Source organism: Sphingobium lactosutens DS20, from assembly GCF_000445105.1.
Classification (GTDB): domain Bacteria; phylum Pseudomonadota; class Alphaproteobacteria; order Sphingomonadales; family Sphingomonadaceae; genus Sphingobium; species Sphingobium lactosutens.
The window spans coordinates 1-25,000 of sequence record NZ_ATDP01000095.1; the positions used below are offsets into that span (position 1 = coordinate 1).

Annotated in this window: 26 protein-coding genes (1 of these 26 cut by a window edge); 14 read left to right on the top strand and 12 right to left on the bottom strand. The window is 66.3% G+C overall.

The annotated features are described in order from the left end of the window. Positions 1–130 precede the first annotated feature (130 nt). Positions 131–871 carry a YggS family pyridoxal phosphate-dependent enzyme gene (locus RLDS_RS43785; protein WP_021226763.1) on the top strand — a complete coding sequence of 247 codons (741 nt, stop codon included), beginning with the start codon at positions 131–133 and terminating at the stop codon, positions 869–871. 122 nt (positions 872–993) lie between these two features. On the opposite strand, the gene RLDS_RS43790 is transcribed toward RLDS_RS43785, so the two are convergent. Together RLDS_RS43790 and pdeM are read right to left on the bottom strand one after the other, a co-directional pair. Continuing rightward, entirely contained in the window at positions 994–3,798 is a 2,805-nt protein-coding gene (locus tag RLDS_RS43790; protein ID WP_031298404.1) for a TonB-dependent receptor, read from the bottom strand. A 186-nt stretch (positions 3,799–3,984) separates the two neighbouring features. Next, positions 3,985–4,644: a ligase-associated DNA damage response endonuclease PdeM gene (gene pdeM, locus RLDS_RS43795; protein WP_021226765.1), complete on the bottom strand. Its 660-nt coding sequence runs from the start codon at positions 4,642–4,644 to the stop codon at positions 3,985–3,987. 65 nt (positions 4,645–4,709) lie between these two features. On the opposite strand from pdeM, the gene trhO reads away from it, so the two are divergent. After that, entirely contained in the window at positions 4,710–5,561 is an 852-nt protein-coding gene (gene trhO, locus RLDS_RS43800) for an oxygen-dependent tRNA uridine(34) hydroxylase TrhO (protein WP_021226766.1), read from the top strand. A 14-nt stretch (positions 5,562–5,575) separates the two neighbouring features. Here trhO and RLDS_RS43805 read toward each other — a convergent pair whose 3' ends face one another. Genes RLDS_RS43805 through RLDS_RS43820 form a run of 4 tightly spaced genes read right to left on the bottom strand, consistent with a single transcriptional unit; the run spans position 5,576 to position 7,615 of the window. Continuing rightward, complete coding sequence (locus RLDS_RS43805; protein WP_021226767.1) at positions 5,576–5,836, bottom strand: hypothetical protein; 261 nt, start codon at positions 5,834–5,836, stop codon at positions 5,576–5,578. A gap of 3 nt (positions 5,837–5,839) precedes the next feature. After that, positions 5,840–6,556, bottom strand: a complete 717-nt coding sequence (locus RLDS_RS43810; protein WP_021226768.1) for a M48 family metallopeptidase — start codon at positions 6,554–6,556, stop codon at positions 5,840–5,842. Then, positions 6,537–6,965, bottom strand: a complete 429-nt coding sequence (locus RLDS_RS43815) for a YcgN family cysteine cluster protein (protein ID WP_021226769.1) — start codon at positions 6,963–6,965, stop codon at positions 6,537–6,539. The genes RLDS_RS43810 and RLDS_RS43815 overlap by 20 nt, the downstream gene beginning before the upstream one ends. Further along, the gene (locus tag RLDS_RS43820; RefSeq protein WP_021226770.1) at positions 6,962–7,615 is read right to left on the bottom strand and encodes an SCO family protein; all 654 of its coding nucleotides are present in this window, start codon (positions 7,613–7,615) and stop codon (positions 6,962–6,964) included. Before RLDS_RS43820 ends, RLDS_RS43815 begins: the two co-directional genes overlap by 4 nt. A gap of 40 nt (positions 7,616–7,655) precedes the next feature. On the opposite strand from RLDS_RS43820, the gene RLDS_RS43825 reads away from it, so the two are divergent. The 4 genes from RLDS_RS43825 to RLDS_RS43840 all read left to right on the top strand — a co-directional run bounded on the left by RLDS_RS43825 (position 7,656) and on the right by RLDS_RS43840 (position 10,459). After that, positions 7,656–8,273, top strand: coding sequence for an ankyrin repeat domain-containing protein (locus RLDS_RS43825; protein WP_021226771.1), 618 nt, complete (start codon positions 7,656–7,658; stop codon positions 8,271–8,273). Between the two features lie 73 nt (positions 8,274–8,346). Beyond that, on the top strand, positions 8,347–9,024 hold the full coding sequence (locus RLDS_RS43830; RefSeq protein ID WP_021226772.1) for a queuosine precursor transporter: 678 nt from the start codon (positions 8,347–8,349) through the stop codon (positions 9,022–9,024). 98 nt (positions 9,025–9,122) lie between these two features. Next, positions 9,123–10,040: an acetylglutamate kinase gene (argB, locus tag RLDS_RS43835; RefSeq protein ID WP_031298406.1), complete on the top strand. Its 918-nt coding sequence runs from the start codon at positions 9,123–9,125 to the stop codon at positions 10,038–10,040. Between the two features lie 77 nt (positions 10,041–10,117). Next, positions 10,118–10,459 carry an SWIB/MDM2 domain-containing protein gene (locus RLDS_RS43840; protein ID WP_021226774.1) on the top strand — a complete coding sequence of 114 codons (342 nt, stop codon included), beginning with the start codon at positions 10,118–10,120 and terminating at the stop codon, positions 10,457–10,459. Positions 10,460–10,500: 41 nt separating this feature from the next. Here RLDS_RS43840 and RLDS_RS43845 read toward each other — a convergent pair whose 3' ends face one another. Beyond that, positions 10,501–11,700: an NHL repeat-containing protein gene (locus tag RLDS_RS43845; protein WP_021226775.1), complete on the bottom strand. Its 1,200-nt coding sequence runs from the start codon at positions 11,698–11,700 to the stop codon at positions 10,501–10,503. Positions 11,701–11,885: 185 nt separating this feature from the next. On the opposite strand from RLDS_RS43845, the gene yczR reads away from it, so the two are divergent. Then, complete coding sequence (gene yczR, locus RLDS_RS43850; protein WP_031298408.1) at positions 11,886–13,349, top strand: MocR-like transcription factor YczR; 1,464 nt, start codon at positions 11,886–11,888, stop codon at positions 13,347–13,349. Positions 13,350–13,431: 82 nt separating this feature from the next. On the opposite strand, the gene ppa is transcribed toward yczR, so the two are convergent. Next, positions 13,432–13,974, bottom strand: a complete 543-nt coding sequence (gene ppa / locus RLDS_RS43855; RefSeq protein WP_021226778.1) for an inorganic diphosphatase — start codon at positions 13,972–13,974, stop codon at positions 13,432–13,434. 38 nt (positions 13,975–14,012) lie between these two features. Next, a complete protein-coding gene (locus RLDS_RS43860) occupies positions 14,013–15,953 on the bottom strand; it encodes a M61 family metallopeptidase (protein ID WP_021226779.1) in 1,941 nt (646 codons plus the stop codon). 166 nt (positions 15,954–16,119) lie between these two features. On the opposite strand from RLDS_RS43860, the gene hisS reads away from it, so the two are divergent. The 6 genes from hisS to RLDS_RS43890 all read left to right on the top strand — a co-directional run bounded on the left by hisS (position 16,120) and on the right by RLDS_RS43890 (position 23,607). Then, positions 16,120–17,460: a histidine--tRNA ligase gene (gene hisS, locus RLDS_RS43865; protein WP_021226780.1), complete on the top strand. Its 1,341-nt coding sequence runs from the start codon at positions 16,120–16,122 to the stop codon at positions 17,458–17,460. After that, complete coding sequence (prfA, locus tag RLDS_RS43870; protein WP_021226781.1) at positions 17,460–18,545, top strand: peptide chain release factor 1; 1,086 nt, start codon at positions 17,460–17,462, stop codon at positions 18,543–18,545. Before hisS ends, prfA begins: the two co-directional genes overlap by 1 nt. A 35-nt stretch (positions 18,546–18,580) precedes the next feature. After that, positions 18,581–19,393: a peptide chain release factor N(5)-glutamine methyltransferase gene (gene prmC, locus RLDS_RS43875; RefSeq protein WP_031298410.1), complete on the top strand. Its 813-nt coding sequence runs from the start codon at positions 18,581–18,583 to the stop codon at positions 19,391–19,393. A gap of 317 nt (positions 19,394–19,710) precedes the next feature. Then, positions 19,711–20,532 carry a DUF4167 domain-containing protein gene (locus RLDS_RS43880; protein WP_021226783.1) on the top strand — a complete coding sequence of 274 codons (822 nt, stop codon included), beginning with the start codon at positions 19,711–19,713 and terminating at the stop codon, positions 20,530–20,532. 126 nt (positions 20,533–20,658) lie between these two features. Further along, positions 20,659–22,062: a DUF4139 domain-containing protein gene (locus RLDS_RS43885; RefSeq protein WP_021226784.1), complete on the top strand. Its 1,404-nt coding sequence runs from the start codon at positions 20,659–20,661 to the stop codon at positions 22,060–22,062. A 12-nt stretch (positions 22,063–22,074) separates the two neighbouring features. Continuing rightward, the gene (locus tag RLDS_RS43890; RefSeq protein ID WP_021226785.1) at positions 22,075–23,607 is read left to right on the top strand and encodes a DUF4139 domain-containing protein; all 1,533 of its coding nucleotides are present in this window, start codon (positions 22,075–22,077) and stop codon (positions 23,605–23,607) included. A gap of 4 nt (positions 23,608–23,611) precedes the next feature. On the opposite strand, the gene RLDS_RS43895 is transcribed toward RLDS_RS43890, so the two are convergent. Both RLDS_RS43895 and RLDS_RS43900 read right to left on the bottom strand, forming a co-directional pair. After that, positions 23,612–24,001: an acyl-CoA thioesterase gene (locus RLDS_RS43895; protein ID WP_021226786.1), complete on the bottom strand. Its 390-nt coding sequence runs from the start codon at positions 23,999–24,001 to the stop codon at positions 23,612–23,614. Continuing rightward, entirely contained in the window at positions 23,994–24,293 is a 300-nt protein-coding gene (locus tag RLDS_RS43900) for a hypothetical protein (RefSeq protein ID WP_021226787.1), read from the bottom strand. Before RLDS_RS43900 ends, RLDS_RS43895 begins: the two co-directional genes overlap by 8 nt. Positions 24,294–24,429: 136 nt before the next feature. On the opposite strand from RLDS_RS43900, the gene RLDS_RS43905 reads away from it, so the two are divergent. After that, a complete protein-coding gene (locus RLDS_RS43905; protein ID WP_021226788.1) occupies positions 24,430–24,858 on the top strand; it encodes a CBS domain-containing protein in 429 nt (142 codons plus the stop codon). 19 nt (positions 24,859–24,877) lie between these two features. On the opposite strand, the gene RLDS_RS43910 is transcribed toward RLDS_RS43905, so the two are convergent. After that, positions 24,878–25,000: the 3' portion of a lipopolysaccharide biosynthesis protein gene (locus RLDS_RS43910; RefSeq protein WP_021226789.1), read on the bottom strand. Its footprint extends 1,365 nt past the window's final position; only the last 123 of its 1,488 coding nucleotides appear in the window; its start codon lies beyond the right edge, outside the window; it ends in the stop codon at positions 24,878–24,880.

The following is a 25,000-nucleotide window of genomic DNA, read 5'->3' on the forward strand; positions in this document are numbered from 1 at the left end:
CCGGCCACGCGGCAGCGCGCGGGCGGCGGCCAGCAGCCGGTCATCGGCCACGCGCTCGTCGGTCATCAGCCAGAGGCCGGGCAGCGATTTGCGGTGGCGGCGGTGCATGGCCATCCCTATAGCAGCGCGCATGACGACCGCCAGCATCCCCGCCGATCCGGCCGCCCAGCGGCTGGCCGCCGTGCGCGACGCCATGAGCCGCGCCGCCCGCCTGACCGACCGCAGCGCCGACGACATCCGCCTGATCGCCGTGTCGAAAACGCATGACGCCGACGCGATCCGTCCGCTGATCGGTGCCGGGCAACGCGTCTTCGGCGAAAATCGCGTGCAGGAAAGCCAGCAGAAATGGCCTGCGCTGCGCGAAGAGCAGGGCGATATCGAACTGCATCTGGTGGGCCAGCTGCAATCGAACAAGGCGGCCGAGGCGGTCGCGCTGTTCGATGTGATCCACGGGCTGGACCGGCCGTCGCTGCTGACCGCGCTGGCCAGGGCGATGGACGGGGCGGGCAGGCGCGTGCCCTGTTTCATTCAGGTCAATATCGGCGCGGAGGAGCAGAAGGGCGGATGCCCGATCGCGGATACGCCCGCGCTGATCGCGGCGGCGCGCGATGCCGACATTCCGATACTGGGCCTGATGTGCGTTCCGCCCGCCGATGTGGAGCCGGCGCCTTTCTTCGCGCTGCTGGCCAAGATGGCGCGGGAGGAGGGGCTTGGGCGCCTGTCGATGGGCATGTCGGGCGATTATGAAACCGCGATCATGCTGGGCGCGACCGACATTCGCGTGGGCACCGCGCTGTTCGGCGAGCGGCCCGCCCCCGCCCGCCCGGTGCCGGGCAGCGGGCGGGGGATGATCCGCAATTCGGGGGGATAGCCCGTTTTTCGATTCTCCCCATAGTGGGGAGTGGTGGAGGAGTGTCACCCTTTAAAAAGCGGGACACTCCCTCCGTCAGCACTTCGTCCTGCCACCTTCCCCGCCAGGGGAGGATGGCGACTTCAGAAACTGCCGCGCAGGGTGATGCCATAGGTGCGCGGTTCGGCGAGATAGGCCGAGATCAGCTGGTTCGCCATGGGTGCGCCAGCGGCGAACTGGCCCGTGGTCGATGTCGCCGGGCTGCTGGACTGGAGCGGGCTGGAGAAGGCGACCTGGGTGAAATCTTGGTTGAAGATATTCTGGCCCCAGAATTCGATCGCCCAACGCTGATCCTTGCCCCGGATGCCGACGCGCGCATTGACGATGGCATAGCCGTCCTGCCGCTTTTCGGGGAAGAGGTCGGAGCCGGTATTATAGTCGCTGGTCAGGCGGCCATCGACGTAGAAGAGCGCGGAAAGGCCGCTGGACCCAAGTTGCGGCGTCCAGGCGGCGCTGGCGGTGGTGACAAGTTGCGGCGCGTTGGAATTGATCGATCCGGGCAGCAGGAACAAGGCGGGATCGAGCGGCACACTGCCATCGCCGCTGCCGACCAGCCGGTTGGCGAATTTGGCGCGGGCATAGGTGAGGCCGCCGGAGACACGGACATTGCGCGCCGGGCTGGCCGACAATTCCAGTTCCACGCCCTGGCTGACGAGCCCCGGTCCCACATCGCCGCTGTCGCAGGTGCGCGCGGCGCTGAGCGCACTGTCGCAGCCATTGATATTCTGGACGACGAAGCTGGTGCCGTTGAAGGTGTTGAGCTGGAAATTCTTGAACTCCTGCCGGAAGGCGGCGATGTTCGCGCTCCATTTGGGCTGCGCATATTTCAGGCCGATTTCAAAGGCATCGACCTTTTCAGCGGCAAAGCGCAGGCTGGTGACGTCGGCATTGGTGCGCGGCGCGAAGACGGCGGGAATGGCGTTGAGGCCGGTCGATCCCAGCTGAAAGCGATCAAGGTTGAAGCCGCCGGCCTTATAGCCCTTCGAATAGCTGCCATAGAGCAGCAGGTCGTCGATCGGCTTCCATGACAATACCGCCGTGCCGGTAAATTCGCCGTCGCTGATGCGGTCATGGAGGTCGAGCGCGTTGAGGCTGGTCGATCCATTGCCGAGGCAGCCGAGCGTCAGGATACCGCCGGCGAGCGCCGCGGCGGTGCCCAGTTGCGGATTGGTCGCGATGCCCGGCAGCGCCGACGACTGCAGCGCCGCGCAGGTGGCGTTATTGTTGTTGAAATCGGCCGAAAAACGCTTGCTTTCATGGGTATAGCGCAGGCCCAGCGTCAGATCGAGCTGGTTGGTGACATGAATGATATTATGGGTGAAGAGCGCCCAATTCTCGCTTTTCTGCCGGTAGATCGACGCGGTATCGCCGGTGCCGCCGGGAATGGCGGCGAGCGCGCGCAACCCATTGCCAAGGCCGGTCGAGATCGCGCCCGCCTGCGCCGCGGCAAGGGCCGGGGGCAAGCCGGCATTGACGAAGGCGGCGGTGAGGCCCGAATTCAGATTGGCCTGCGTGCCCGCGATCAGCGGCTGGGTGGCAAGGCCACTGCCGCAGGCGGCGAGCTGCTGCGCCGTGAAATTGCTGGTCGCGCCGGCTCCGGCCATCAGGCGGCAGGCGGCGAAGCGGCCATAGTCGGCGCCGAACCGGATATTGTCCTGCAAGGTCAGCCGTTCATTGGCGTAATAGCCGCCCACCAGCCAGTCGAGCACGTCGCTGAACGCCGATCCTTGCAGCCGCAATTCCTGGGTGAAGGTCTTGAACTGGCGATAGGTGTTGGGATCGCGATAGAGAAGGTCGGCGCGATTATAGTCATAATCGCCATAGTCGCGGGACTTGTAGTCGCGATAGGCGGTGATGCTGGTGAGCTTGGCGCCGCCGAAATCATAATTGATCTCGCCCGAAACGCCCCAGTCCTTCAATTTGCTGACATAGTCACGGCCCGGCGTGATCGACAGTTCGCGATCATAGGGGTCGGCGGCAATGACGCTGCCCTGGCCCGCCAGGATCGCGGCGATGCGGTTGAAGGGCGCGTCGGTATAGCCGCCCCCGGCGGCGGGCAGGCGTTCGCGCGATTCGATATAGGCCGCGCCGCAGCAGCTTTCGTCGCGATTGGTATAGTCGCCGATCAGGCGGATGGAGAGCGCGTCATTGGGTTCGATCAGCGCCTGGCCGCGCAGGAAATAGCGGTCGCGATCATTGGTGTCGCCCACGGTCGCGCCGGTGCCGTCGACCAGCTTGTAAAAGCCGTCGCGCTTGCTCCACACGCCATCGAGCGCCAGCGCGATGCTGTCGCTGATCGGCCCGGTGACGCGGCCCGACAGGCGCCAATAATCATAATTGCCGTAGGTGATTTCCCCCTTGGCATGAAATTCACGCTCGGGCGCCTTGCTGATGATGTTGATGAGGCCGGCGGACGCATTGCGCCCGAACAGCGTGCCCTGCGGCCCGCGCAGCACTTCGACCCGCTCGATTTCGCCCAGTTCGTTGAGGCCCGCACCCGTGCGGGAGCGATAGACGCCATCGATGAAGACCGCGACCGAGCTTTCAAGGCCCGGATTGTCGCCGACCGTGCCAATGCCGCGGATACGGGCCGAGGCATTGGCTTCGGAGCCGGTGGAGGAAACGAGCAGCGATGGCGCGAGTTGATTGAGGGTGCGGATGTCACTGGCGCCGCTATTCTGCATCGCTTGCGCGCTGACGGCCGACACCGCGATCGGCACGTCGGACAGCGGGCTGGCGCGGCGGGTGGCGGTCACGATAATGTCGGCGCCCGGATCGTCGGCCGCGGCCTGCGGCAAAGCGGCGTCCTGCGCCAGCGCGGCGGGGGCAAGCATGCCCAGCGCCAGCGCGCCGGTGGTGGTCAGCCAGAGACTCTTGTCTGTCAGCATCATATCATCCTCTCCTGGCCCGCGCGGCTTTTTGGCGCTTCGGGTTCAGGTGCGATTATGCTGCCACAGCAGGGGCTTGGCAAGAGTCGCCCGCTTTTCCGGGGCTTTTACGCAGGTGCGAGATGCATCCATGTCGGCGCTGTTGCACAGTGGCAACATTTGCGCTTTGCTTTCCGTAACGTCGCTTTACGAAAGCGGAAAGCGCAGCAGCCGGTCCGCGACGGGCACGAGCGCGGCCGCACCCGGCCCGACGGCGCGGCGAATCTCGCCATGGCCGGCGTCCAGCCCGCCGGTCAGCGCGCCGAGCGCGGGCAGGATCAGCTTGGTCGCGGATCCGACGAAGCAGCGGCGCGACACATGGCGGCCGCGCAGCGACAGGCGTAGCTTGGGGTGGAAATGGCCGGAAATTTCAGGGGCGGGATCATCGGGCTGCGCCTCATGTCGCAGCCAGATGCCGCCGACCTGCGCCTGGGCGACGCGCCGGCCGCCGGGCATCGCGGCCACACCAATGTCATGATTGCCGGTGATCCAGGTCCAGTCCAGCCGATCGGTCAGGGTCGCCAGCCTATCGCGCGCCTGCGGGTCGAGCCGGGCGGCGCCGTCGCTGTCGTGAAAACTGTCGCCCAGCGAATAGACCGCCTGCGCGCCCGTCCGCGCCACGAGCGCGTCGATCATGTCGAGCGTCGCCTGGCTGTCATGCGGCGGCAGGAACTGGCCGAAGCGCGCATACCAGCTCGCCTTTTCAAAATGCAGGTCGGCGACCAGCAGCGCGCGGCGTGCGGGCCAATAGAGCGCGGCTTCGGGCAGGGCCAGAAACGCCTCTCCTGCGAACGAAAGGGGAACCATCCAGCGCCTATGCGCTTGTCCGTCGCGGCTTTCAAGTGGCCGCGCACAGGCCTATAGGCGCTGCCATGTCCGCCACATCGCCCGCCACCCCGTCCGCCTATGCCATTGCCGCCCTGTATCGCTTCGCCCGGTTCGATGATCCCGATGCGATCGCCGCGCGGTTGCGGGCGCTATGCAGTGACCTTGGCACCCGCGGCACGCTGATCGTCGCGGGGGAGGGGATCAACGGCACGGTGGCAGGCAGCGATGACGCCATCGCCGCGCTGGTCGGGCATATCCGTATGCTGCCGGGCTGCGCGGACTTGGACGTCAAATATGCGCGCGCCGATGCGCCGCCTTTTGCGCGCATGAAGGTCAAGGTGAAGGCGGAGATCGTGACGCTGGGCGCGGGCGATCTGGACCCGGGGACCCAGGCGGGCGATTATCTGGACCCGGCGCAATGGAACGCGCTGATCGCCGATCCCGACACGATCGTCATCGACACGCGCAACGCCTATGAGGTCGCGTGCGGCACATTTGAAAATGCGATCGACCCGGCGACGCGGTCCTTTCGCGAATTTCCCGCCTGGTTCGACGGGCTGGCCGAACAGCTGCGCGCCAAGGGACGGGAGCCCAAAATCGCGATGTTCTGCACCGGCGGAATACGGTGCGAGAAATCGACCGCGCTGGTGAAGGCGCGCGGCTTCGACGCGGTCTATCATCTGAAGGGCGGCATCCTGCGCTATCTGGAGGAGATGCCGGAGGCGCAGAGCCGCTGGCAGGGCGAATGCTATGTCTTTGACGAGCGGGTGACGGTGGGCCACGGGCTGAAACCGGGCAACCATGTCGCCTGCCCCGCCTGTGGCCTCCCCTATCCACGCGAAGGGGAGCATGTCTGCGCCGGGGACGAAACGGGGGCCTGGCCGCATCGGGGGTAGGCGTTGGGGCGGGCTCAGAGCGGTTCTTCGACCAGCTCGGCGATTTCGAAGGCGTAGCTGGTCCAGCCGCGCATCTTCGCGCCATCGGCGGCCGGCGCTTTGAGTTTCTTCGCTTCGGCCAGCGAACGGGTGTGGCCCCAGAATATCTCCGTCCGGCCATTTTCCAGCTGCGCGACGATCCGCCAATAATGGGTGAGCGGGTCGGCGGTGGGGCCGATGCGCTTCACATAGCCATCCGCCATGGCCGCGACGAGATAGCGTTTGCGGCGGGCCATGGATCAGGCGCGGTAGCGGTGGAGGCCGGCGCCATGGGCGCGCAGCCAGGCGCGCGCAGGGCAGGGATCGGCGCCCAGGATGCGGCGATGGGCGGCGTGAAAGGCGGGGCTGTGGTCCATGTGCAGCAGATGCGCCAGTTCATGCGCCACTGTGGCGCGGCGCACATCCGGCGGGGCGAGGATCAGCCGCCAGCTATAGCGGATCGCCCCGGACGAAGCGCAACTGCCCCAGCGGCTGCGCGGATCGCCCACGCCCACCGAAGCGACGATCAGGCCATGGTCGCGCGCCAGGGCATGGCTTTCGCTGTCCAGCACCGCCCGCGCCCGTGCGACAAGCCAGCGTTGGACGCGCGGGCCGACCGATTCGGCCGGACCGCCCAGCAGGAGCCGGTCGTCCTCCAGTCGGATCGTGCGGCTCGCGCCCGCGATCCAGCAGATGGTGACGTCGCGCCCTTCGAGCGGGAAGGTCGCGCCATCGGCCAGTGGCGTGATGGCGGGCTGCCTGGCCAGCTGGTCGCGCACCCAGGCTTCATGATCCTGCGCCCAGGCCAGCGCCTTTTTGAGGTTCGCGCGCGCAGGCAGCGAGAGGCGAAGTCCGCCGCACGCGCCGTCGATCGTCAGCCGATAGGCGCGGGCGCGGGCCGAGCGGCGGACGCGCACCGGCACGGCTGCGCCATCGACCAGGATTGCGGCGTCGCCTTCAAAGCTCGCGGTCGACAAGATGATGTTCCCAATCGCCAGCCTCCGCCTCCGCCACCGTCCAGCCGCGCACCGATTCGCCGGCGCGATGCACGGCTTCCCGGTCGCCGCTGACCAGATAATGCCAGTCGGGCAGGGGCAGGCCGTCCCCGCGCAGCCGATAGGCGCAGGTGCGCGGCAGCCAGCCGAGGTTGCGCACCTTGGCGGGGGTCAGTCGAACGCAGTCGGGCACGAAGCGGCGGCGATCCTTGTAATTGCTGCATTGGCCGCTCTGGCGGTCGAGCAGGCGACAGGCGACATTGGTGGGATAGATGCGGCCCGTATCCTCATCCTCCGCCTTGTGCAGGCAGCATTTGCCGCAGCCGTCGCACAGCGCTTCCCATTGCGCGCGATCCAGCTGGTCCAGCGGCTTTTCCCAGAAGGGGGTCATTTGATCCATTGCTGCAGGAAGGCGCGGACCTTGTCCGGCGCGCCTTCGTCCACGTCTGGGGTGCCCGGATCATCCACCGGGACCAGGGCGATCGGCTGGCCATCGGGTCCGAACAGATAGGGGGTGCGGCTGTGGCTCACCAGATAGTCGCTGGCGCCTGCGCTGTCTTCCTTGCCATAGATGACCGCGAAATCCTTGGCCACCTTCGCGATCTGGTCCGGGGTGCCGGTAAGGCCGATGAGGCGCGGGTGAAAGGCGGCGACATAGGTTTTGAGCACGGCTGGCGTGTCGCGGGCGGGATCGACGCTGATGAGCATCGGCTGCACCTTGGCGGCGAGTTGGGGACTGGCTTTTTCGAACTGGGCAAAGCCCTGCATGATGCGTTGCAGGTCGACCGGGCAGATGTCCGGGCAATAGGTATAGCCGAAATAGACGAGCCGATACTGGCCCTTGAAATCATCCCAGCGGACCGGTTTTCCGTCCTGGTTGGTGAGGGTGAAGGGGCCGCCGATGCGTGCGCCGGCAAGGTCGCCCTGCGCCGCGCCGTCGCCTGATGCGCTGTCCTTGCCGCCCATGTTGCAGGCGGAGAGCAGGGCGAGGATCGGCAGGGCGCAGGTCAATATGGCTTTGTTCATGGCATCGCCAGCCATGCCCTGCTAGAAGCCGATTTGCAAACAGACAGGGCGCAGCATGACCAAGACCTTCCGTTCCGCTTTCCTGATTCCGGTCGCCATGGCGATGGTGGCGCCCGGCGTCGCGCAGGCGCAGTTTTCGGACAATTATAATTTCCTGAAGGCCGTGAAGGATCGTGACGGGCAGAAGGTGACGGACTTCATCCAGAAGCCCGGCTCCACCGTCATCAACAGCCGCGATGTCACCAGCGGCGAAAATGCGCTGCACATCGTGGTCGCGCGGCGCGACAATAGCTGGCTGACATTCCTGCTGGCCAAGGGCGCTAATCCCAACCTGACGGACAATGACGGCAACACGCCGCTGATGGATGCGGTGCAGGCCCGATTCGAGGAAGGGGTGCGCACGCTGCTGGCCTATAAGGCGCAGGTCGACAAGGCCAATGACAATGGCGAGACGCCGCTCATTCGCGCGGTGCAGTTGCGCGACGTGGGGCTGGTGCGGCTGCTGGTGGCGCAGGGGGCCAATGTCGACAAGCGCGACAGCCTGGCGGGCATGTCGGCGCGCGACTATGCGGCACGGGATAATCGCACGCCGGGGCTGGCCGACGCGCTGGACGCGGCCAAGGACAGCAGTGCGGCAAAGCCATCGGGGCCGGTGCAGGGTCCGGTCTTCTGATCGGCGGGGTGTGAGCGGGGGCGTAAAGTCCCGCTCTCTTTCCCCGCCGCGCAAATGGCGATATGGGCGGCCGATGACGACTACGCCCGCGCCCATCAGCCGATCGCTCTTCTTCTTTTCCATCTTCTATGGCGGCATGGTCTGCATCGCGGGCGTGCTGGGGAACAAGCAGGTGGCGCTCGGCCCGCTGTCGGGCATCGGGCCGATGGTGGGGCTGGGGCCGCTGGCGGTGGAGGCGGGGATTTTCGCCTTCCTGCTGCTGGTCACGATATCCAGCGCGGTGGCGGAACTGCATGGCCGCGCGGTGGCGAACCGGCTGGTGCAGATCGGTTTCCTGCCGCTGATCGCGTCGATCCTGCTGTCGATCCTGGTGCTGGCGGCCCCGGCGGCGGGGGACATGGACCCGGCGCGGGCCGACGCCTTCGCGCTGATGATGGGCGGCACGCCGCGCATCTGGCTGGGCGGGATCATCGCCTATGGCATTTCCCAGACGCTGAACGTGACGCTGTTCGCGGCGCTCAAGGGGCGGGAGGGCAGCCGGCTGCTGTGGCTGCGCGCCGCGACGGCGAGCATCCTGTCGCAGATCGTCGACACGCTGCTGTTCGTCACGATCGCCTTTTACGGTGTCTTCCCGATCGGCGAATTGCTGCTGGGGCAGATGCTGGCCAAGGTGCTGCTATCGGCGATCCTGGTGCCGCCGGTCATCTACCTGCTGGTCGGGCTGGGAAGGTGGCTGGACCGGCAGGAGTGAGAATGACAGCAAGCGCGACATATCCTAAAATAGGGGCTTTTGCTTAGTTAGCTAACTAAGTGATGGGCAAATGCTTGCGGGTGCGCACATATCCGCTTATGCGCGCGCGCATGAACAGCAAGCACGCCCCCGATCCCGCGCTCCTGGCCAAGGCCGAAACCCTGGTCGAGGCGCTGCCCTATATGCAGCGCTATGCGGGCAAGACCTTCGTCGTGAAATATGGCGGGCATGCGATGGGCGATCCGGAAGCCGCGCGCGATTTCGCCGAGGATGTCGTCCTCATGAAGGCGGTCGGCATCAATGTCGTCGTCGTTCACGGTGGCGGGCCGCAGATCGGCGCGATGCTGAAGAAACTGGGCGTCGAATCGCAGTTCATCGGCGGCCTGCGCGTCACCGACAAGGAAACCGCGCAGATCGCCGAAATGGTGCTGGCAGGCTCCATCAACAAGGAAATCGTCGGCTGGATCGCGGGCGCCGGCGGCAAGGCTGTCGGCATTTCGGGCAAGGACGGTGGCCTGGTCGTCTGCGAAAAGGTGCTGGGCAAGCGCGAGGCGGACCCCAATTCGGGCATCGAGCGCAATGTCGACCTGGGCTTTGTCGGCGATCCGGTCGCGGTGGACCGTTCAATCCTGGACACGCTGGCCAATAACGGCATCATCCCGGTGGTGGCGCCGGTGGGGATCGGCGCCGACGGCCATACCTATAATGTCAACGCCGACACGATGGCGGGCGCGATCGCGGCGGAGCTGAAGGCGTCGCGCTTCTTCCTGCTGACCGATGTGGCGGGCGTGCTCGACAAGCAAGGGCAGTTGCTGTCGGACCTCGATCCGGCGGCGATCCATGGGCTGGAAGCCGACGGCACGATCAGCGGCGGTATGATCCCGAAGCTGGAAACCTGCGTGCGCGCGGTCGAAGGCGGGGTCGACGCCGCCGTCATCCTGGACGGGCGGGTGCCCCATGCGATGCTGCTGGAAATCTTTACCGATCAGGGCGCGGGCACTTTGGTCCACAAATAAGCGCGGCCGCGCGGGCCGCAACCAATGACGGCGCGCCGCGTATATGGCTATCGACCCTACAAGGTGAGGAGCATGACGTGGCGAAATCGGCGGAAAAACGCGGCAAGGATGAAACCAAGGCCGCCGAAAAGACGGTCAAGGCGACCGGCAAGAAAGCCGGCGGCGCGCGCGGCGGCATCACCGCGCCGGTCACGCCCTCCCCGGAGCTGGCCGAGATTGTCGGCGACAAGGACCTGCTCCGCAGCGAGGTGGTGAGCAAGGTCTGGGACTATATCAAGAAGCATGACTTGCAGGATGCGAAGGACCGGCGGCAGATCAACGCTGACGCCAAGCTGGAAAAGATTTTCGGCAAAACATCAGTCAGCATGTTCGAGATGAACAAGCATCTGAGCCAGCATCTGACCGCCAAGAAGGCGTGATCCACATCGGGCGGCCCGAACCCCCGGCCGCCCGATGCCGCTTATTCGATCCCGGTAAAAACCAGTTTCTGCACCCGGCGGCCGGTGTTGACTTCGGTGGCATAGAGATTGCCCTGGCTGTCGGTGTCGATGCTGTGCAGCCATGTGAACTGGCCCGCCTGCCGACCGATACGGCCGATCGCGCCCAGCACTTCATGGGTGGCGCGGCGCAAGATCCAGATCCGGCCGTTCATCATGTCCGCGACATAGAGATAGGTCTGGTCCGGGTCGGGCGAAAAAGCGATGTCGGTGACGGTATGGGTGCCGCCGGTGTCGCCGGCGATGACGACATCGCGCACGAAGGTCAGATCGCCATTCTTGCCGCGCCTGAATAGCTGTGCCCGATTGTTGTTGCGATCGCAGACATAGACATGGCCGTCGCGCGTCGGCACCACGCAATGGACGATATCGGCGAAGATCGGCGCCTTGGGATCGGCGACCTTGCCGGGGTCGACGGCATGGCTCTGGTCGAAATTGCCGGTGCGGGTGGGCGCGAGCGGTGGCTTGCCATAGGCGCCCCAGCGGCCCTTATAGGCGTTGCTCTTCGCGTCGAAGCCGATGACGCGACGATTGATATAACCGTCCGAAATCAGCACCATGTCCTCGCTATGGTTGACGTCCGACGGGTTGCCGAGCAGGTCGGTCGCGTCGTTGCCGCCGGTCCTGTCGCGGCGACCGAAGCTGCGGATATGGCGGCCATCGGCGCTGTAGTTCAGCACGACATGATCGCCCCTGCCATTGCCGCCGAACCAGATTGTCCCGGCCTTGTCGACGAAGATGCCGTGCAGGCTGGAGGGCCACTGGCTGACGCCATCGATGCTGGGCGCGCTGTCGGGGCCGCCCCACCCGCCAAGATAGCGACCGTCGCTGGCGAAGCGCACCACGGGAGGCGCGGGCTTGCAGCAGACGGCGATCGGCGGGTCTTGCGCCAGACCCGTATCGGTGGCGGTCAGGGAATGGGGGCGATGCACGACCCAGACATTATCGTCAGGGCCAACCGCGACGCCGCTCACCTGCCCCAGCAACAGGTCCGGCGGCATGGCGGGCCAGGCGGCATCGATCATGAAGCGCGGCATTTTCGTGCCAGCAGGCGCGATCTGTTCGAAGGCGAGCGAGGCGAGCGCGGGGGCCGGCGCGTCGGGCGCGGGACTGGTCGCGCTGAGGAGCGGCAGGGCAAGAAGGATGGCAAGCAGGCGGCGCATGGGCAGGCTCCCGGATTGCGAGGTGGTGGGATCATGCCTGTGGGCGGCGCGGCGTCAAGGATTGCCCGCGCGTCCTGCGGTGCGCGCGCGCGAGGAACAAGGCAGCTTTCGCCCAACTGGCCTTTTCGATCAGGGCCAGTTTGGCATAAGTGGATAGGATCATCCCCTTAGCCGGAGGAATGCGCATGTCCACTTCGCTGCTTCGCCCCCCGTCCCTGCTGCGCCTGCTGGGCGCATGGCGCGCGCAGGACAGCGCGGAGCCGGCCTATCGCCAGCTGGCGCAGGCGTTGCGGATGCTGGTGCTGGACGGGCGGGTCGGGTTGAATGTGCGGCTGCCGGGCGAACGGGAACTGGCCGCCGCGCTGGGCCTGTCGCGCACGACCATTGCCGCAGCCTTCGACCGGCTGCGCGACGAGGGGTTTCTGGAGAGCCGGCAGGGGTCGGGCAGCGTCACGCGCCTGCCCGCCGGCCATGCGGCGACGCCGGCCGCGGACCCGGAAACGACGAGCGGGGGCAATCTGCTCAACTGGACCCATGCGGCACTGCCCGCCGCACCCGGCGTGGCGCGCGCCTATGGCCATGCGGTCGAGGCGCTGCCCGCCTATCTGGGCGATCTGGGCTATGATCCGTTCGGCCTGATGGTGCTGCGCCGCGCGATCGCCGCCCATTATGAGCGGCGCGGCTGTCCGACGTCGCCCGACCAGATCATGGTCACGAACGGCGCGCAACAGGGATTTTCGCTGCTGCTCAAATGGCTGGCGGGGCCGGGCGACCGGGCGGTGATCGACCATCCGACCTATCATAATGTCATCCAGGCGTTGCAGCGCGCCCATGTCGTGCCGGTGCCGGTCGGCCTGCCCGAACAGGGGTGGGATATTGACGCGATGGAGGCGGCGTTCCGCCAGACCGCGCCGCGCTTTGCCTATGTGATCGCCGATTTCCACAATCCGACCGGGCGCTCGATGGACCCGGCCACCCGGCGCGCGCTGGTGGCGGCGGCGACGCGCACGCACACGCCGCTGATCGTCGATGAAACGATGGTGGCGATGGGGCTGGACTTCGCGCCGCCGCCGCCGGTCGCCTGCCATGATCCGTCGGGCCGGCAGGTCATTTCGCTGGGGTCGGCGAGCAAGATATTCTGGGGCGGGCTGCGCGTGGGATGGATCCGCGCCGACGCGCAGACGGTCGCGGCGCTGGGGCGGCTGCGCACGACGATGGATATGGCAAGCCCCGTGGTGGAGCAGTTGGCGGTGGCGCAGCTGATCGATGCGGATGTCGGGCTGGGTGCGCGGGCGCAAGTGCTGCGCGACCGGCGCGACCATCTGCTGGGCCTGATTGCCGCGCATCTGCCGCACTGGCGGGTCGAATCGCCGACGGGTGGCCTGTCGCTGTGGGCCGAGCTGCCGCGCGCGGAGGCGACGGCGCTGGCGGCGCTGGCCGAAAGCCTGGGCGTGCGGGTGGCGGCGGGGCCGCGCTTTGGCGTGGGCGGCGCGTTCGAGCGATTCCTGCGCCTGCCCTTCACGCTGGACGAGGGTCAGATGGAGGCGGGGGTGGCGCGGCTGGTCGAGGCGGACGCGCGGCTGCATGCGCGCCTGCCGCGCGGGCGCGACAGTTTCGCGCTGGCGATGGAGGCGGACCGGCTGATCTGAGGCGCGGCTCGCGTGCCCCAAGGAAAAAGGCCGCGCGGTGAGCAACCGCGCGGCCTTTTCGTGAAACCCCGATGGGCGCGGGTCAGGCGGTCTTCTTGGCCGCCTGATAGCGTTCGATCGCTTCCACGGTGATCTGGCGGGCGTCTTCGGCGCCGCCCCAGGTGCCGATGCGCACCCACTTCTTCTTCTCCAGATCCTTATAGTGGGTGAAGAAATGCTCGATCTGCTGGAAGACGATTTCCGGCAGGTCGTCGCGTTCGCCCACATTGGAATAATAAGGGAAGGTCGAATCCACCGGCACGCAGACCAGCTTTTCATCGCCGCCCGCTTCATCCTCCAGGTTCAGCACCGCGATCGGGCGCGCGCGCACGACGCAGCCGGGGATGAAGGGCGAGCGCGCGACGACCAGCGCGTCAAGCGGGTCGCCGTCGGGCGACAGCGTGTGCGGCACGAAGCCGTAATTGGCCGGATAGCGCATCGGCGTGTGCAGGATGCGATCCACGAACAGCGCGCCCGACGCCTTGTCGAACTCATATTTGACCGGCTCGCCGCCCACCGGCACCTCGATGATGACATTGAGGTTGTTGGGCGGATCGTCGCCAACGGAGATCAGTTCGATATTCATGAAAACGCCTTCTTCCTACAATTTTCGCTGCGGGTGAGTCATGTTCTTGGCTTGAGCAGCCGGTCGAGGCTGCCTTCACCCTCTCCTGTCTTTTCGAGGCGCGGATAGCGCAAGCCACCTGAATAAGCGAGCGACAAAGTGCGGTAATATTTGTCCTGCTTGACGATGATCTGGATCGGCGTCTTGCCGTCCTTTGCCGCGGTGATTGCCGCCTTCCAGTCTTCGGGCGAGAATTCATTGCCGTTCACCGCCAATATCTTGGCGCCGACGACCAGACCCGCCTTGAACGCCGCGCTGTCCCAGATGACGCTGCTGATGTCGCCGTCATTCTTGACGATCGCGCCGATGCCCGACCCCTGGTCGACATATTTGCCCGCTGTTTCGGCCGCCTTGGTGAAGCTGTTGGGTTCTTCGGTGTAGACGAGCTTGTAGCCGCCCATGAAGAAGCCACCCTTGGGCGTTTCGCCGGTGGGGCGATCGACATATTTCTGGAAGAAACCGGCCCAGTCATAGGGCGCGATGCCGTTGAGCGTCGCAATGATGTCATCGCGATTATAGACGACCTGGCCCCAGTCGCCCGGCTTGATGCCGAAAAAGGCCTTGGCGAAATCATCGAGGCCCTTGCGGCCGCGGGTCGCCTTGCTGATGATGGCGTCGGCCTCCAGCCACATCATCAGCCCTTCGTTGTAATAATCCTCCGACCGCTGCCAGCTGCTCCAGCCCTTGGGCCGGCGGGCGGAAATGATGGGATCATGGGTGGTGTCTTCGAGCGGACGCCATTGCCGGCCGACCGCCGTGTCGAGCCGCGCGGCGATATTGGCATAGGCGTCGAGCGTTTCCTGCTTGGTGAACATGCCCGACCGCGCGCCCAGCACATAGCCCCAGAATTGCGTCTGCCCTTCATAGACCCACAGCAGGTTATCCTGCATCGGCGTGCGGAAATCGGGCGTCCAGAGCAGGTCGGGGCGGCGGAACTTGCCGTCCCAGCTATGAGTGAATTCATGCGGGAGCAGGTTGCGGTCAAGCAGCGCCTTGCCCGAATCCCAATCCTTGAAATAGCCCGGTTCCACCTGGTTTTCCGAACTGCGCTGATGTTCCAGGCCGATGCCGCCCATTTCATCGGTAATGGCGAGCAGGAAGTCATAATGGTTGAAATGATAGGCGCCAAACAGCGCGCCGGCTTCATCGACCAGCTTCTTATGCTTGGCGATCTGTTCGGGCTTGTAGGCGAGCTCGTCGGCGTCGTCGGCGACGATGTTGAGCGTCACGTCATGGCCCAGGTCCACCGGCTTGAAATAGCGGCCGGCAAAGACGGGCGAATCCTGCAACGCTTCATAATCGATGGTTTCATAGGCGACGCTATCACCCGTCTTCGTGCCGCGCAGCGCGGTCGCGGCCTGCCAGCCGGCGGGGTAGGTGACGGTCGCCTGCACCGGGATCTGGCGGGTATAATAGCCCGCCGGGTAGAGCGACACCTGTTCCCACTGGAGGTTCAGCATCTTGGGCGTCATGACGACGCGGCCCTGATTGGGCTGGGTGGCGGACAGGAACTGGAAGGAGGCGACGATCTCGGTCGCGCCCTGGGGCACGTCGATCGTGAAGGCGTAAACGTCGAGCGGATCGCGCACCCACTCAATCGGCTGGCCATTGGCGGTGATGGTGAGGCCGGCGAGCTTTTCGATCTGGCCGCGCGGCGCGTGATTGCCCGGCAGCCATTCGGGCATCAGCAGCGTCATGCGTCCCGCCTGGGCGACGGGGATGGTTTCCTTGACGCGGTAGATGCGCTGGGTGGTGTCGGTCGCGTCGACCTCCAGCCTGATCGTGCCGGGATAGGGCGTGTCGCGCGGCGCGGGCGTCGCGTCGTTGACGGGCAGGGCGGTGGGCTTGGACCGCAGTGCGTCCTGCGCATGGAGCGGGGTAACGATCGCGGTGGCAAGGCCTGTCGACAGGCAGAGGGCGGCAGCAAGGCTGCGGATCATGGAGGTCTCCGAAAGATGGACAGGGCCGGTCGGCCCGGATGGCCCAAGCATGGCGGCTGCGCGCGCGCGCGTCCACCCCTGAGCGAAACGCGGACACGTCCTGAAGGGCAGGCGACCGAAAAACCGCGTTTCCTTGCACTTGAAATGCCGCTAAAGGCGCTGCCCCATGGCCAGAATAGATACCCCGCGCCCGGTGCGCGGCACGCAGGACATGCTGGGCGGCACGCCCGATGCTTTCCAGGAGAGGTTCGCGCATGTGGTCGCGACCTTCGATCGCGTGCGCCGGCTCTACGGGTTCCAGCGGGTCGAGGTGCCGGTGTTCGAAGCGACGGCGGTGTTCGCCCGGTCGCTGGGCGAAAGCACCGATGTCGTGTCCAAGGAAATGTACACGTTCGAGGATCGCGGCGGGGATTCGATCACCCTGCGGCCCGAATTCACCGCCGGGATCAGCCGCGCCTACATCACCGAAGGCTGGCAGCAATATGCGCCGCTCAAAGTCGCGACGCACGGGCCGCTGTTCCGATATGAACGGCCGCAAAAGGGGCGGTTCCGCCAGTTCCACCAGCTGGACGCGGAAATCATCGGCGCAGGCGAGCCGGGCGCGGATGTCGAATTGCTGGTGATGGGCGACCAGCTGCTGCGCGAACTGAACATCGAGGGCGTGAAGCTGACGCTCAATACGTTGGGCGACGCGCCGAGCCGGGACGCCTGGCGCGCGGCGCTGATCGCGCATTTCGAAGCCAACCGGGGCGATTTGTCGGAAGACAGCGTCGAGCGGCTGGCGAAGAACCCGCTGCGCATCCTGGACAGCAAGGACCCGCGCGACCGGCCGATCGCCGACAGCGCGCCGGATATCGACGCCTATCTGACCGATGAAGCGCGCGGCTTTTTCGAGAAGGTGACGGCGGGGCTGGACGCGGCGGGCGTGGCGTGGGAGCGCAACGCGCGTCTGGTGCGCGGCCTCGACTATTATCGCCACACCGCGTTCGAATTCGTGACCGACCGGCTGGGCGCGCAAGGCACGGTGCTGGGTGGTGGACGGTACGATGGTCTGATTGAGAATCTCAGCGGTCCGAGCACGCCCGCCGTCGGTTGGGCGGCGGGGATCGAACGACTGGCGATGCTGGTGGATGCACCAGAGATCGACAAACCGGCCGTAGCTGTCATTCCTATGGGCGAAGCGGCCGAGGCAAAGGCAATCGGCATCGTCGCCGATCTACGCCGGTCGGGCATCCCCTGTAATATGAGCTATCGTGGCAATATGAAAAAGCGGATGCAGCGAGCCAATGCGAGTGGGGCCGCTTTCGTCGCAATTCTAGGCGATGATGAGATCGCTCAAGGATGTGCGACCGTGAAGAATCTTCAGACTGGCGAGCAAGGTTCAATTTCATTTATCGATTTGGATGCGCATCTACTGGGCGCGATCGAACAGGAAGAATTTCGACAGCGGCATGAAGCTGCTTTGGCGTTGAGTGGCTTCGCCGGTAACGAGCAACTGAAACCCTGATGCACATTTCTGCCGAACGTATTGCGCAGATTGAGGCGCGTCGGGATGAGGTGCAGGCGTCGATGACGCGCGCCGACCTGGCGCCCGAGCAGTTCGTGCGGCTGTCCAAGGAATATGCCGAGATCGAGCCGGTGGCGGCGGCCGCGCGCGAATTGCGGCGCTTGCGGCAGGAATTATCGGCGCTGGAGATGATGACCGGGGGCGAGGAGGCGGACCCGGCCATGCGCGACATGGCGCAGGAGGAGATGCAGCTCCTGAAAAGCCAGCTGCCCGCCGCCGAGCGCGCGCTGGCGCTGCAATTGCTGCCCCGTGACGCCGCCGACGCGCGACCCGCCATGCTGGAAATCCGCGCCGGCACTGGCGGGGACGAGGCGGCCCTGTTCGCTGGCGACCTGTTCCGCATGTATCAGCGCTATGCCGATATGCAGGGCTGGAAGATGGAGATGCTGTCCGCCAATGCGTCCGAACAGGGCGGGTTCAAGGAAGTGGTCGCCAGCATCACTGGCGCGGGCGTGTTCGCGAAATTGAAGTTCGAGAGCGGCGTGCACCGGGTACAGCGCGTGCCGGTGACGGAAAGCGGCGGGCGCATCCACACCAGCGCGGCGACCGTCGCCGTGCTGCCCGAACCCGAGGAAGTGGACGTGCAGATTGCCGACGCGGACCTAAAAATCGACATTTATCGCGCGTCGGGCGCGGGCGGCCAGCATGTGAACACCACCGATTCGGCCGTGCGCATCACCCATGTGCCGACCGGCATCGTGGTGACGCAGCAGGACGAGCGGTCGCAGCACAAGAACAAGGCGAAGGCGATGCAGGTACTGCGCGCGCGCCTGTATGAAGCCGAGCGCGAACGCACGCAGAGCGAGCAGGCGGGCGCCAGGCGGGCGATGGTGGGTTCGGGCGACCGGTCCGAACGCATCCGCACCTATAATTTCCCGCAAGGGCGCGTCACCGACCATCGCATCAACCTGACGCTGCATCGCTTGCCCGAAATATTGGAAGGGCCGGGCCTGGCCGAAGTCATCGACGCGCTGATCGCCGAGGATGAAGCGGCGCGGCTGGCGCAGCTGGACGGGGTGAGTTGACGGGGTCTTCCCCCACGTGCCTGACGAGCGGGAACATCCCGGACGCGCTCCGCGCCGCCACTGATCGGCTGGCCGGTTCCAGCGACACGGCGCGGCTGGACGCGGAATTGCTGATGGCGCACGCACTGGGCCTGTCGCGCGGCGACATGCTGATGCGGCAGCGCGACCTGGGCGTGCCGGCCGACTTCGCGGCGCTGGTCGCTCGGCGGACGGCGGGGGAGCCGGTCGCGCATATCATCGGCACGCGCGATTTCTGGACGATCACGTTGGCTGTGACGCCCGACACGCTGATCCCACGCCCGGACAGCGAGACGCTGATCGAGGCGGCGGTCGATCATTTCGGGGCGCGGGGTCCGCAGACGGTGCTGGACCTTGGCACCGGGTCGGGCGCGCTGCTGCTCGCGGCGCTGGCGCAATGGCCGCAGGCGCGCGGGCTGGGGATCGACGCGTCGGCGGCCGCGCTGGCGGTGGCGCGGGACAATGCGGCGCGGCTGGACTTGGGGGCACGGGCCGACTTTCGCATTGGCGACTGGGCGAAGGGGGTTGAGGGGGCGTTCGACCTGCTGCTCATCAATCCGCCCTATATTGGCGTTGATGAACCGCTGAGCGGTGATGTGCTGCGCGAACCGGCGAGCGCGTTGTTCGCGGGGGCGGACGGACTGGATGATTATCGCCGCATCGCGCCGGACCTGCCGCGCCTGATCGCGCCGTTCGGCATGGCGGCGATCGAGATCGGGCACAGGCAGGGCGAAAGCGTCGGGGCGCTGGTGGCGGCGCAGGGGCTGAACGTTGCCATCCGTCGCGACCTGGCGGGGCTGGATCGCTGCATCGTCGCCACGCGGACATGATCGGCAATGGGCGATTTACGGGCGGACAAACGAAAATCGCTTGGTTTATGCCGGGAAAGCCACTACATCGGGTCTAGGAACGGCTCCATCTCGTGATCTGGCTACTGTGGCCATGGACAGAAAAGGCCGTTTTTTACGCTCCTTAAAGTCATGACGGCGTTCGCTGCGCTAGCGCCGGTGGCGGCCAGGCAATTGGCCCGGATCATCCGGCCAGGCCCGGCGGAGCCATATTCGGCCAGATGGATGGCCGTGCTTGGGGATGGCGACTGAACAGTGTCTTCAGTGAGTTTTGACATAGCGAACGCAAGGACCATGTCTTGATCAACAACCGGCAATCCGGCCGTCGCAATCGCGGCCGGAACAATAACGGTCGACCCAATGGTGGCAACCGGGGCGGCGGCGACAATGGCAACCGCATCGACAACCGCGCGCGCGGCAATGCGGCCCAGCTTCTTGAGAAATACAAGAATATGGCCCGCGATGCGCAGATGGCCGGCGACCGCGTGAATGCCGAATATTATTTGCAGTTCGCCGATCATTATTTCCGCGTGCTGGCCGACAATCGCGCCCGCCAGGAAGAACAGCAGCAGCGCTTCCGTCGCAATGACGATGATTATGGCGATGACGGCGAGGATTTCGACAGCGCCGATTATGGCAGCGACGATGCGCGCGCCGAGCAGTCCGAGCGCGGATCGCGTGATCAGGGCCGGGGCCGTGACCAAGGCCGCGATCAATCGCGGAACCAGGGCAGAGATCAGACCCGCGACCAGGACGACCAGCGCGATCCGCGCGGCAATCGTCGTGATCGCACCCGCCGCGACTATCAGGGCGGTGACGAGGATGCGTCGCCCCGGATGGAGCGCGGCGTCGAAGGGCCGGCCGGCACGCCTGCCGACGCGATGAGCGAGGCCGCGCCCGCTGCTGCGCCTGCCGCTGAAACCGAAGCGCCCAAGCCGCGTCGCGGCCGCCCGCGCAAGGTCGATGCCGCCAAGGTCGCCGACGAGGCGCATGGGATGGACGCCGCGATCCTGCCGCCCTCGATCGCGCGGGCCGACAATGACGAGGACGCACAGGCCGAGGAGGCGCCCAAGAAGCGCACCCGCCGGCCGCGCGCCAAGGCAGCCGAAGCAGCCGAATAAGCGCTTCGCGCCTGGTTGCAGGGATAGGGGGGGACGGTGCCAGCGCGCATCGTCCCCTTTTTGCTGCGCGCTTTGCAAAGTCGCACGCGATCCGGCACAAGGCGGTGGCAAAGACCGGAGAGAGACATGATCGCTGCGCGCCTGCCTGCCCCGTTGCTGCTGGCCCTGATGGCGGCAAGCGCCCATGCGCAGGCCGGGAACGACCCGGTGGGTGCCAGCGCGCAGGGGGACGTTGCCGTCACCATCTATAATGGCGGCCAGTCGCTGGTGCAGGATGAACGGCGACTGCCGGTGGCGCAGGGCCGCAACCGCATCGAATTTCCCGATGTGTCGGCTCGAATCCGGCCCGAGACGGTGAACCTGTCGGGTCCGGGCCTGTCCATCGTCGAACAGAATTTCGATTTCGACCTGCTGTCGCCCGACAAGCTGATGGACAAGGCGGTGGGGCAGGAGGTGACGCTGGTCCGCACCAATGTCGCGACCGGGGCGGAAACGCGGGAACGGGCGAAGGTGCTGGCGGCCAATGGCGGCATCGTGCTCCAGATCGGCAATCGGATCGAGGTGCTGCGCGACGACGGGCTGCCGGTGCGGGTGGTGTTCGACCGGGTGCCGCCCAATTTGCGTGCGCGGCCGACATTGTCGGTGACGGTGGAAGCGGATCGCGACGGCACGGTGCCGGCCCGCCTGTCCTATCTGACCCCCAATCTGGGCTGGACCGCCGATTATGTCGCGATGTTCGACGCGGCGAAGCAGGCGATGGACATGCAGGGATGGGTGACGCTGACCAACAATAGCGGCACGACCTACACCAATGCGCGCACTTTGCTGGTTGCGGGCGACCCGGCCAATGGCGGCGGCCGGCAAGGCGGCTTTGCGCCCGGAGCGGGCGCGATCGATGCCGCCGGAACCGAAAGCGGGACGCGCGAACGGCTCGGCGACTATTATCTCTATCCGCTGGCCGCGCGCACGACGATCGCCGACGCGCAGCAGAAGCAGGTGAGTTTCCTGGATGTGCAGGGCACACCGGCGCGGGCGACCTATGAATATGTGAACGGGTGGCTGGGCAGTTCGGCCGAACCAATGAGCGCGTCGAGCGTGCTCAAATTTTCTACGTCGAAACAGGGCGGCCTGGGCGATCAACTGCCCGCCGGCACGATCCGCGTCTATATGCGCGATGCGCGCGGCGATCCGCAGTTCATCGGCGAAAATCGCATCGACCATACGCCCATGGGATCGTCCATGGCGCTGCGCACAGGCGAGGCCTTCGACGTCAAGGTCCGCCCGACCGTCGAGCAGCGCACGCGCAAGGGCACGGATCGCTGGGAAACGCGGATGCGCTATACGCTGACCAACGCGCGGCCCGAGGCGGTGACGGTCGATCTGGCGCAGATGGGCCTGTGGGGCGATAGCCGGGTGGTGCAGCAGAGCCTGGAGGGACGGCGCGTGTCGGCCGAGCGAATGGAATGGAGCGTGCCGGTGCCCGCCAACGGCTCGGCCGAACTGCTGGTCACGTTCGATTCGCGCTATTGAGCGCGGCGCCTGATGGCCTGTCGGCTGATCCTTGTCCTTGCGCTGATGCTGGCGGCGGCAGGGCCTGCGCGCGCGCAGATGCTGGTGTCGCCCAGGCCCGATACGGTGGCGCTTACCATTTACCGCCAGCCCGGCCGCGCGCGCGGCGCGATCGATCCGCAATGGCCGCGCGGCTATGCGCTCGTCACGGAAACCCGCACGATCGACCTGCCCCAGGGCGAAAGCGTGATCCGGTTCGAGGGCGTGGCCGAAGGACTGATGCCCGAAACGGCCGTGCTGTCCGGCCTGCCGCACGGGGTGCGGGAGAAGAATCGCGATGCGCGGCTCTTGTCGCCGGCAGGACTGGTCGACGCCTATCTCAAACGCAGCGTGACGCTGCGCCGCACCGATCGCGCGACGGGCCGGGTGACGGAGCAGGATGCGGTCATCACGGCGGGGCCAGCGGGCGGCGTCATCGTGCGCACGGCGCAGGGCTATGAGGCATTGGGGTGCAGCGGCCTGCCCGAACGGATGCTGTACCCGGAGGTGCCGGTGAACCTGTCGGCGCGGCCGACGCTGTCCGTGATCGCCACCGCCGACCGGCCGACGCGTGCGACCGTGCAGCTCACCTATCTGGCGCAAGGGTTCGACTGGGCGGCAAATTATGTCGCCGAGCGGCGCGCGGACGGTCGCATCGACCTGATGGCGTGGCTGACGCTGGCCAATGGCGGCGTGACGGGCTTTGCCGATGCAAAGGTCGCGGTGATTGCCGGGCATCCCAATCGGGAAGCGCGGGCATTGCTGCGGCGCCAGGCGGCTGGTGCGCTCAGCTTACGCTGCTGGCCGATGGATGGCACCAGCACGCATCCGCGCTGGGGGGTGCCGCCGGCGGCGATGGCGCAGCGGATGGAGCGGGCCGAGGATATCGTCGTGACCGGCGCGCGACTGGCGGCTCCAGCGCCTCCACCGCCGCCACCACCACCCCCTCCGCCGCCGCCACCGCCCGAGGATGTCGGCGACCTCAAACTCTATCGCATTCCATTCACCGTGGATGTGGCGGCGAGCGGGCAGAAGCAGGTGGCGCTGCTGCGGCAACCGGGCGTGGCGACGGAGCGGTTGTACGCCGCAACGATCGGCGGGCCGGCGCCCTCGCTGCCGATGACATTGCGGCTGCGATTGCAGAACCGGGCGGAGGATGGGCTGGGCATCGCCATGCCGGCGGGCCGCGTCGCGCTGTTCGAGCAAGTGGCGGGGCAGCGGCTGCTGGCGGGGGAGGCGGACGTCGCGGACAAGGCGGCGGGCGAACGGATCGACTATGACCTGATGCAGAGCCCCGACGTGCGGATCACCGCGACGATCGCGCAGCAAAGCGCCAAGCGCCGGCGCTGGATCGTCAGCGTCACCAATGCGCGGCCGCAGCCGGTTACGGCGGAAGTGACCTTGCTACAGGATATCATGCCCCGCCCCAAGGGGCTGGAGCGGCGGGGCGATGGCTGGGTCTGGCGCATGGTCGTGCCGGCGAACGGCAAGGCGGACTATCGCTATGATGAGCGGCTCGACCGCTGAACCGTCAGGCGGTCGGAAATGGCCGGGGCCGGTGATCGGCGTCCAGCGCCACGAACGTATAGACGCCGCTGGTGAGCGGCACTTCTTCCTGCGCAATTCCGCGCGTCGCCACGACGTCGATGCGGATCGCCAGCGACGTCCGGCCGCGCCGTTCTTCGCGCGCGTAGACGGACACGATATCGCCCAGCAAAATCGGGGCGATGAACTTCATGCTTTCGATCGCGACGGTGGCGACCGGCCCCTGCGCCAAACGGTGGGCGATGATGCCGCCGGCAATATCCATCTGACTGAGCACCCAGCCGCCAAAGATATGACCATTGGCGTTGATGTCCGACAATTTGGGCATCACGCGCAGCACCGCCTCGCCCCGATCGTCTCTCGTCATGTCAGTCATCCAGCGGCACCTCGTCCTTCGCCCGGTCAATCACCTGTTCGTCATGCCCCGTCCCGCTGGACAGGAAGGCCAGCGCCATCAGCCCCGTCCCCAGCATGAAGGTCAGCCAGACGCCCAATGTGGTGGCGATCGCCATATGCAAGGGTAGCGCGCCCGTCCACCAATAGAGAAACAGCAGCGCCGCGCCGACGCAGGCGACGCCGCCGGCGGCCATCCAGGCCATGATCCGGCGAAACCGGCCCCAGGCGGTCGCCGCGATCTGCGGGTCGTCGAGCGCTTCCTTGCGTGTCATCCCTTTTCTTTGGGGCGTGATCGTGGGATCATCAAGCGCCGGACGCGATTTGGGTCGCCACGCCCGGCTGGCGGCTCATCCATCGCGGAACAGAAAAACAGCTCCGGCGGATGCAGGCGAACAAGGAGAGCAGGCCATGACCATCGCAGCGATTTTGCAGCGCAAGGGGAACGACGTCGTTCAGGTCCAACCCACCGACAGCGTGCTGAGTGCCGTCCGATTGCTGGCGGACCAGCGAATCGGCTGCGTCCCCGTGGTCGCGGATGGCCGGGTGGTGGGCATTTTTTCGGAGCGCGACCTGGTCTACCGCGTGGCGCAGGATGGGCCGTCCGCACTGGATCACAGCGTTGGCGAGGTGATGACCGCGCCCGCCATCACCATCGATGAACAGACGTCGGTCATGCAGGGCCTGTCGCTGATGACGAAGCGGCGCATCCGTCATTTGCCGGTGGTGGTCGATGGCGCGCTGGCGGGCATGATCTCGATCGGCGATCTGGTCAAATTCCGTATCGACAGCATCGAATCGGAAGCCGCGGCGATGCGCGACTATATCCAGACCGCATGATTGGCGCGCGCCTGCCGGGTCAGGCGGCGATCTGCACCGGCGGCTTGCGGCGGATGACCAGCGCGACCAGTTCCGCAAGCGTGGCGCGGGCACAGAGTAGTAGGGCGCTCAAAAAGGCGAGGCCGCCCGCGGGAACCAGGAT

Excerpts from the sequence above, each read along its gene's own strand:
- trhO (WP_021226766.1), top strand. The coding sequence starts at position 4,710 with ATGTCCGCCACATCGCCCGCCACCCCGTCCGCCTATGCCATTGCCGCC.
- yczR (WP_031298408.1), top strand. The coding sequence starts at position 11,886 with ATGTCCACTTCGCTGCTTCGCCCCCCGTCCCTGCTGCGCCTGCTGGGC.
- hisS (WP_021226780.1), top strand. The coding sequence starts at position 16,120 with ATGGCCAGAATAGATACCCCGCGCCCGGTGCGCGGCACGCAGGACATG.
- RLDS_RS43905 (WP_021226788.1), top strand. The coding sequence starts at position 24,430 with ATGACCATCGCAGCGATTTTGCAGCGCAAGGGGAACGACGTCGTTCAG.
- RLDS_RS43825 (WP_021226771.1), top strand. The coding sequence starts at position 7,656 with ATGACCAAGACCTTCCGTTCCGCTTTCCTGATTCCGGTCGCCATGGCG.
- RLDS_RS43885 (WP_021226784.1), top strand. The coding sequence starts at position 20,659 with ATGATCGCTGCGCGCCTGCCTGCCCCGTTGCTGCTGGCCCTGATGGCG.
- ppa (WP_021226778.1), bottom strand. The coding sequence starts at position 13,974 with ATGAATATCGAACTGATCTCCGTTGGCGACGATCCGCCCAACAACCTC.
- argB (WP_031298406.1), top strand. The coding sequence starts at position 9,123 with ATGCGCGCGCGCATGAACAGCAAGCACGCCCCCGATCCCGCGCTCCTG.
- RLDS_RS43860 (WP_021226779.1), bottom strand. The coding sequence starts at position 15,953 with ATGATCCGCAGCCTTGCTGCCGCCCTCTGCCTGTCGACAGGCCTTGCC.
- RLDS_RS43900 (WP_021226787.1), bottom strand. The coding sequence starts at position 24,293 with ATGACACGCAAGGAAGCGCTCGACGACCCGCAGATCGCGGCGACCGCC.
- pdeM (WP_021226765.1), bottom strand. The coding sequence starts at position 4,644 with ATGGTTCCCCTTTCGTTCGCAGGAGAGGCGTTTCTGGCCCTGCCCGAA.
- RLDS_RS43830 (WP_021226772.1), top strand. The coding sequence starts at position 8,347 with ATGACGACTACGCCCGCGCCCATCAGCCGATCGCTCTTCTTCTTTTCC.
- RLDS_RS43785 (WP_021226763.1), top strand. The coding sequence starts at position 131 with ATGACGACCGCCAGCATCCCCGCCGATCCGGCCGCCCAGCGGCTGGCC.
- prfA (WP_021226781.1), top strand. The coding sequence starts at position 17,460 with ATGCACATTTCTGCCGAACGTATTGCGCAGATTGAGGCGCGTCGGGAT.
- RLDS_RS43805 (WP_021226767.1), bottom strand. The coding sequence starts at position 5,836 with ATGGCCCGCCGCAAACGCTATCTCGTCGCGGCCATGGCGGATGGCTAT.
- RLDS_RS43815 (WP_021226769.1), bottom strand. The coding sequence starts at position 6,965 with ATGACCCCCTTCTGGGAAAAGCCGCTGGACCAGCTGGATCGCGCGCAA.
- RLDS_RS43845 (WP_021226775.1), bottom strand. The coding sequence starts at position 11,700 with ATGCGCCGCCTGCTTGCCATCCTTCTTGCCCTGCCGCTCCTCAGCGCG.
- RLDS_RS43790 (WP_031298404.1), bottom strand. The coding sequence starts at position 3,798 with ATGCTGACAGACAAGAGTCTCTGGCTGACCACCACCGGCGCGCTGGCG.
- RLDS_RS43890 (WP_021226785.1), top strand. The coding sequence starts at position 22,075 with ATGGCCTGTCGGCTGATCCTTGTCCTTGCGCTGATGCTGGCGGCGGCA.
- RLDS_RS43895 (WP_021226786.1), bottom strand. The coding sequence starts at position 24,001 with ATGACTGACATGACGAGAGACGATCGGGGCGAGGCGGTGCTGCGCGTG.
- RLDS_RS43820 (WP_021226770.1), bottom strand. The coding sequence starts at position 7,615 with ATGGCTGGCGATGCCATGAACAAAGCCATATTGACCTGCGCCCTGCCG.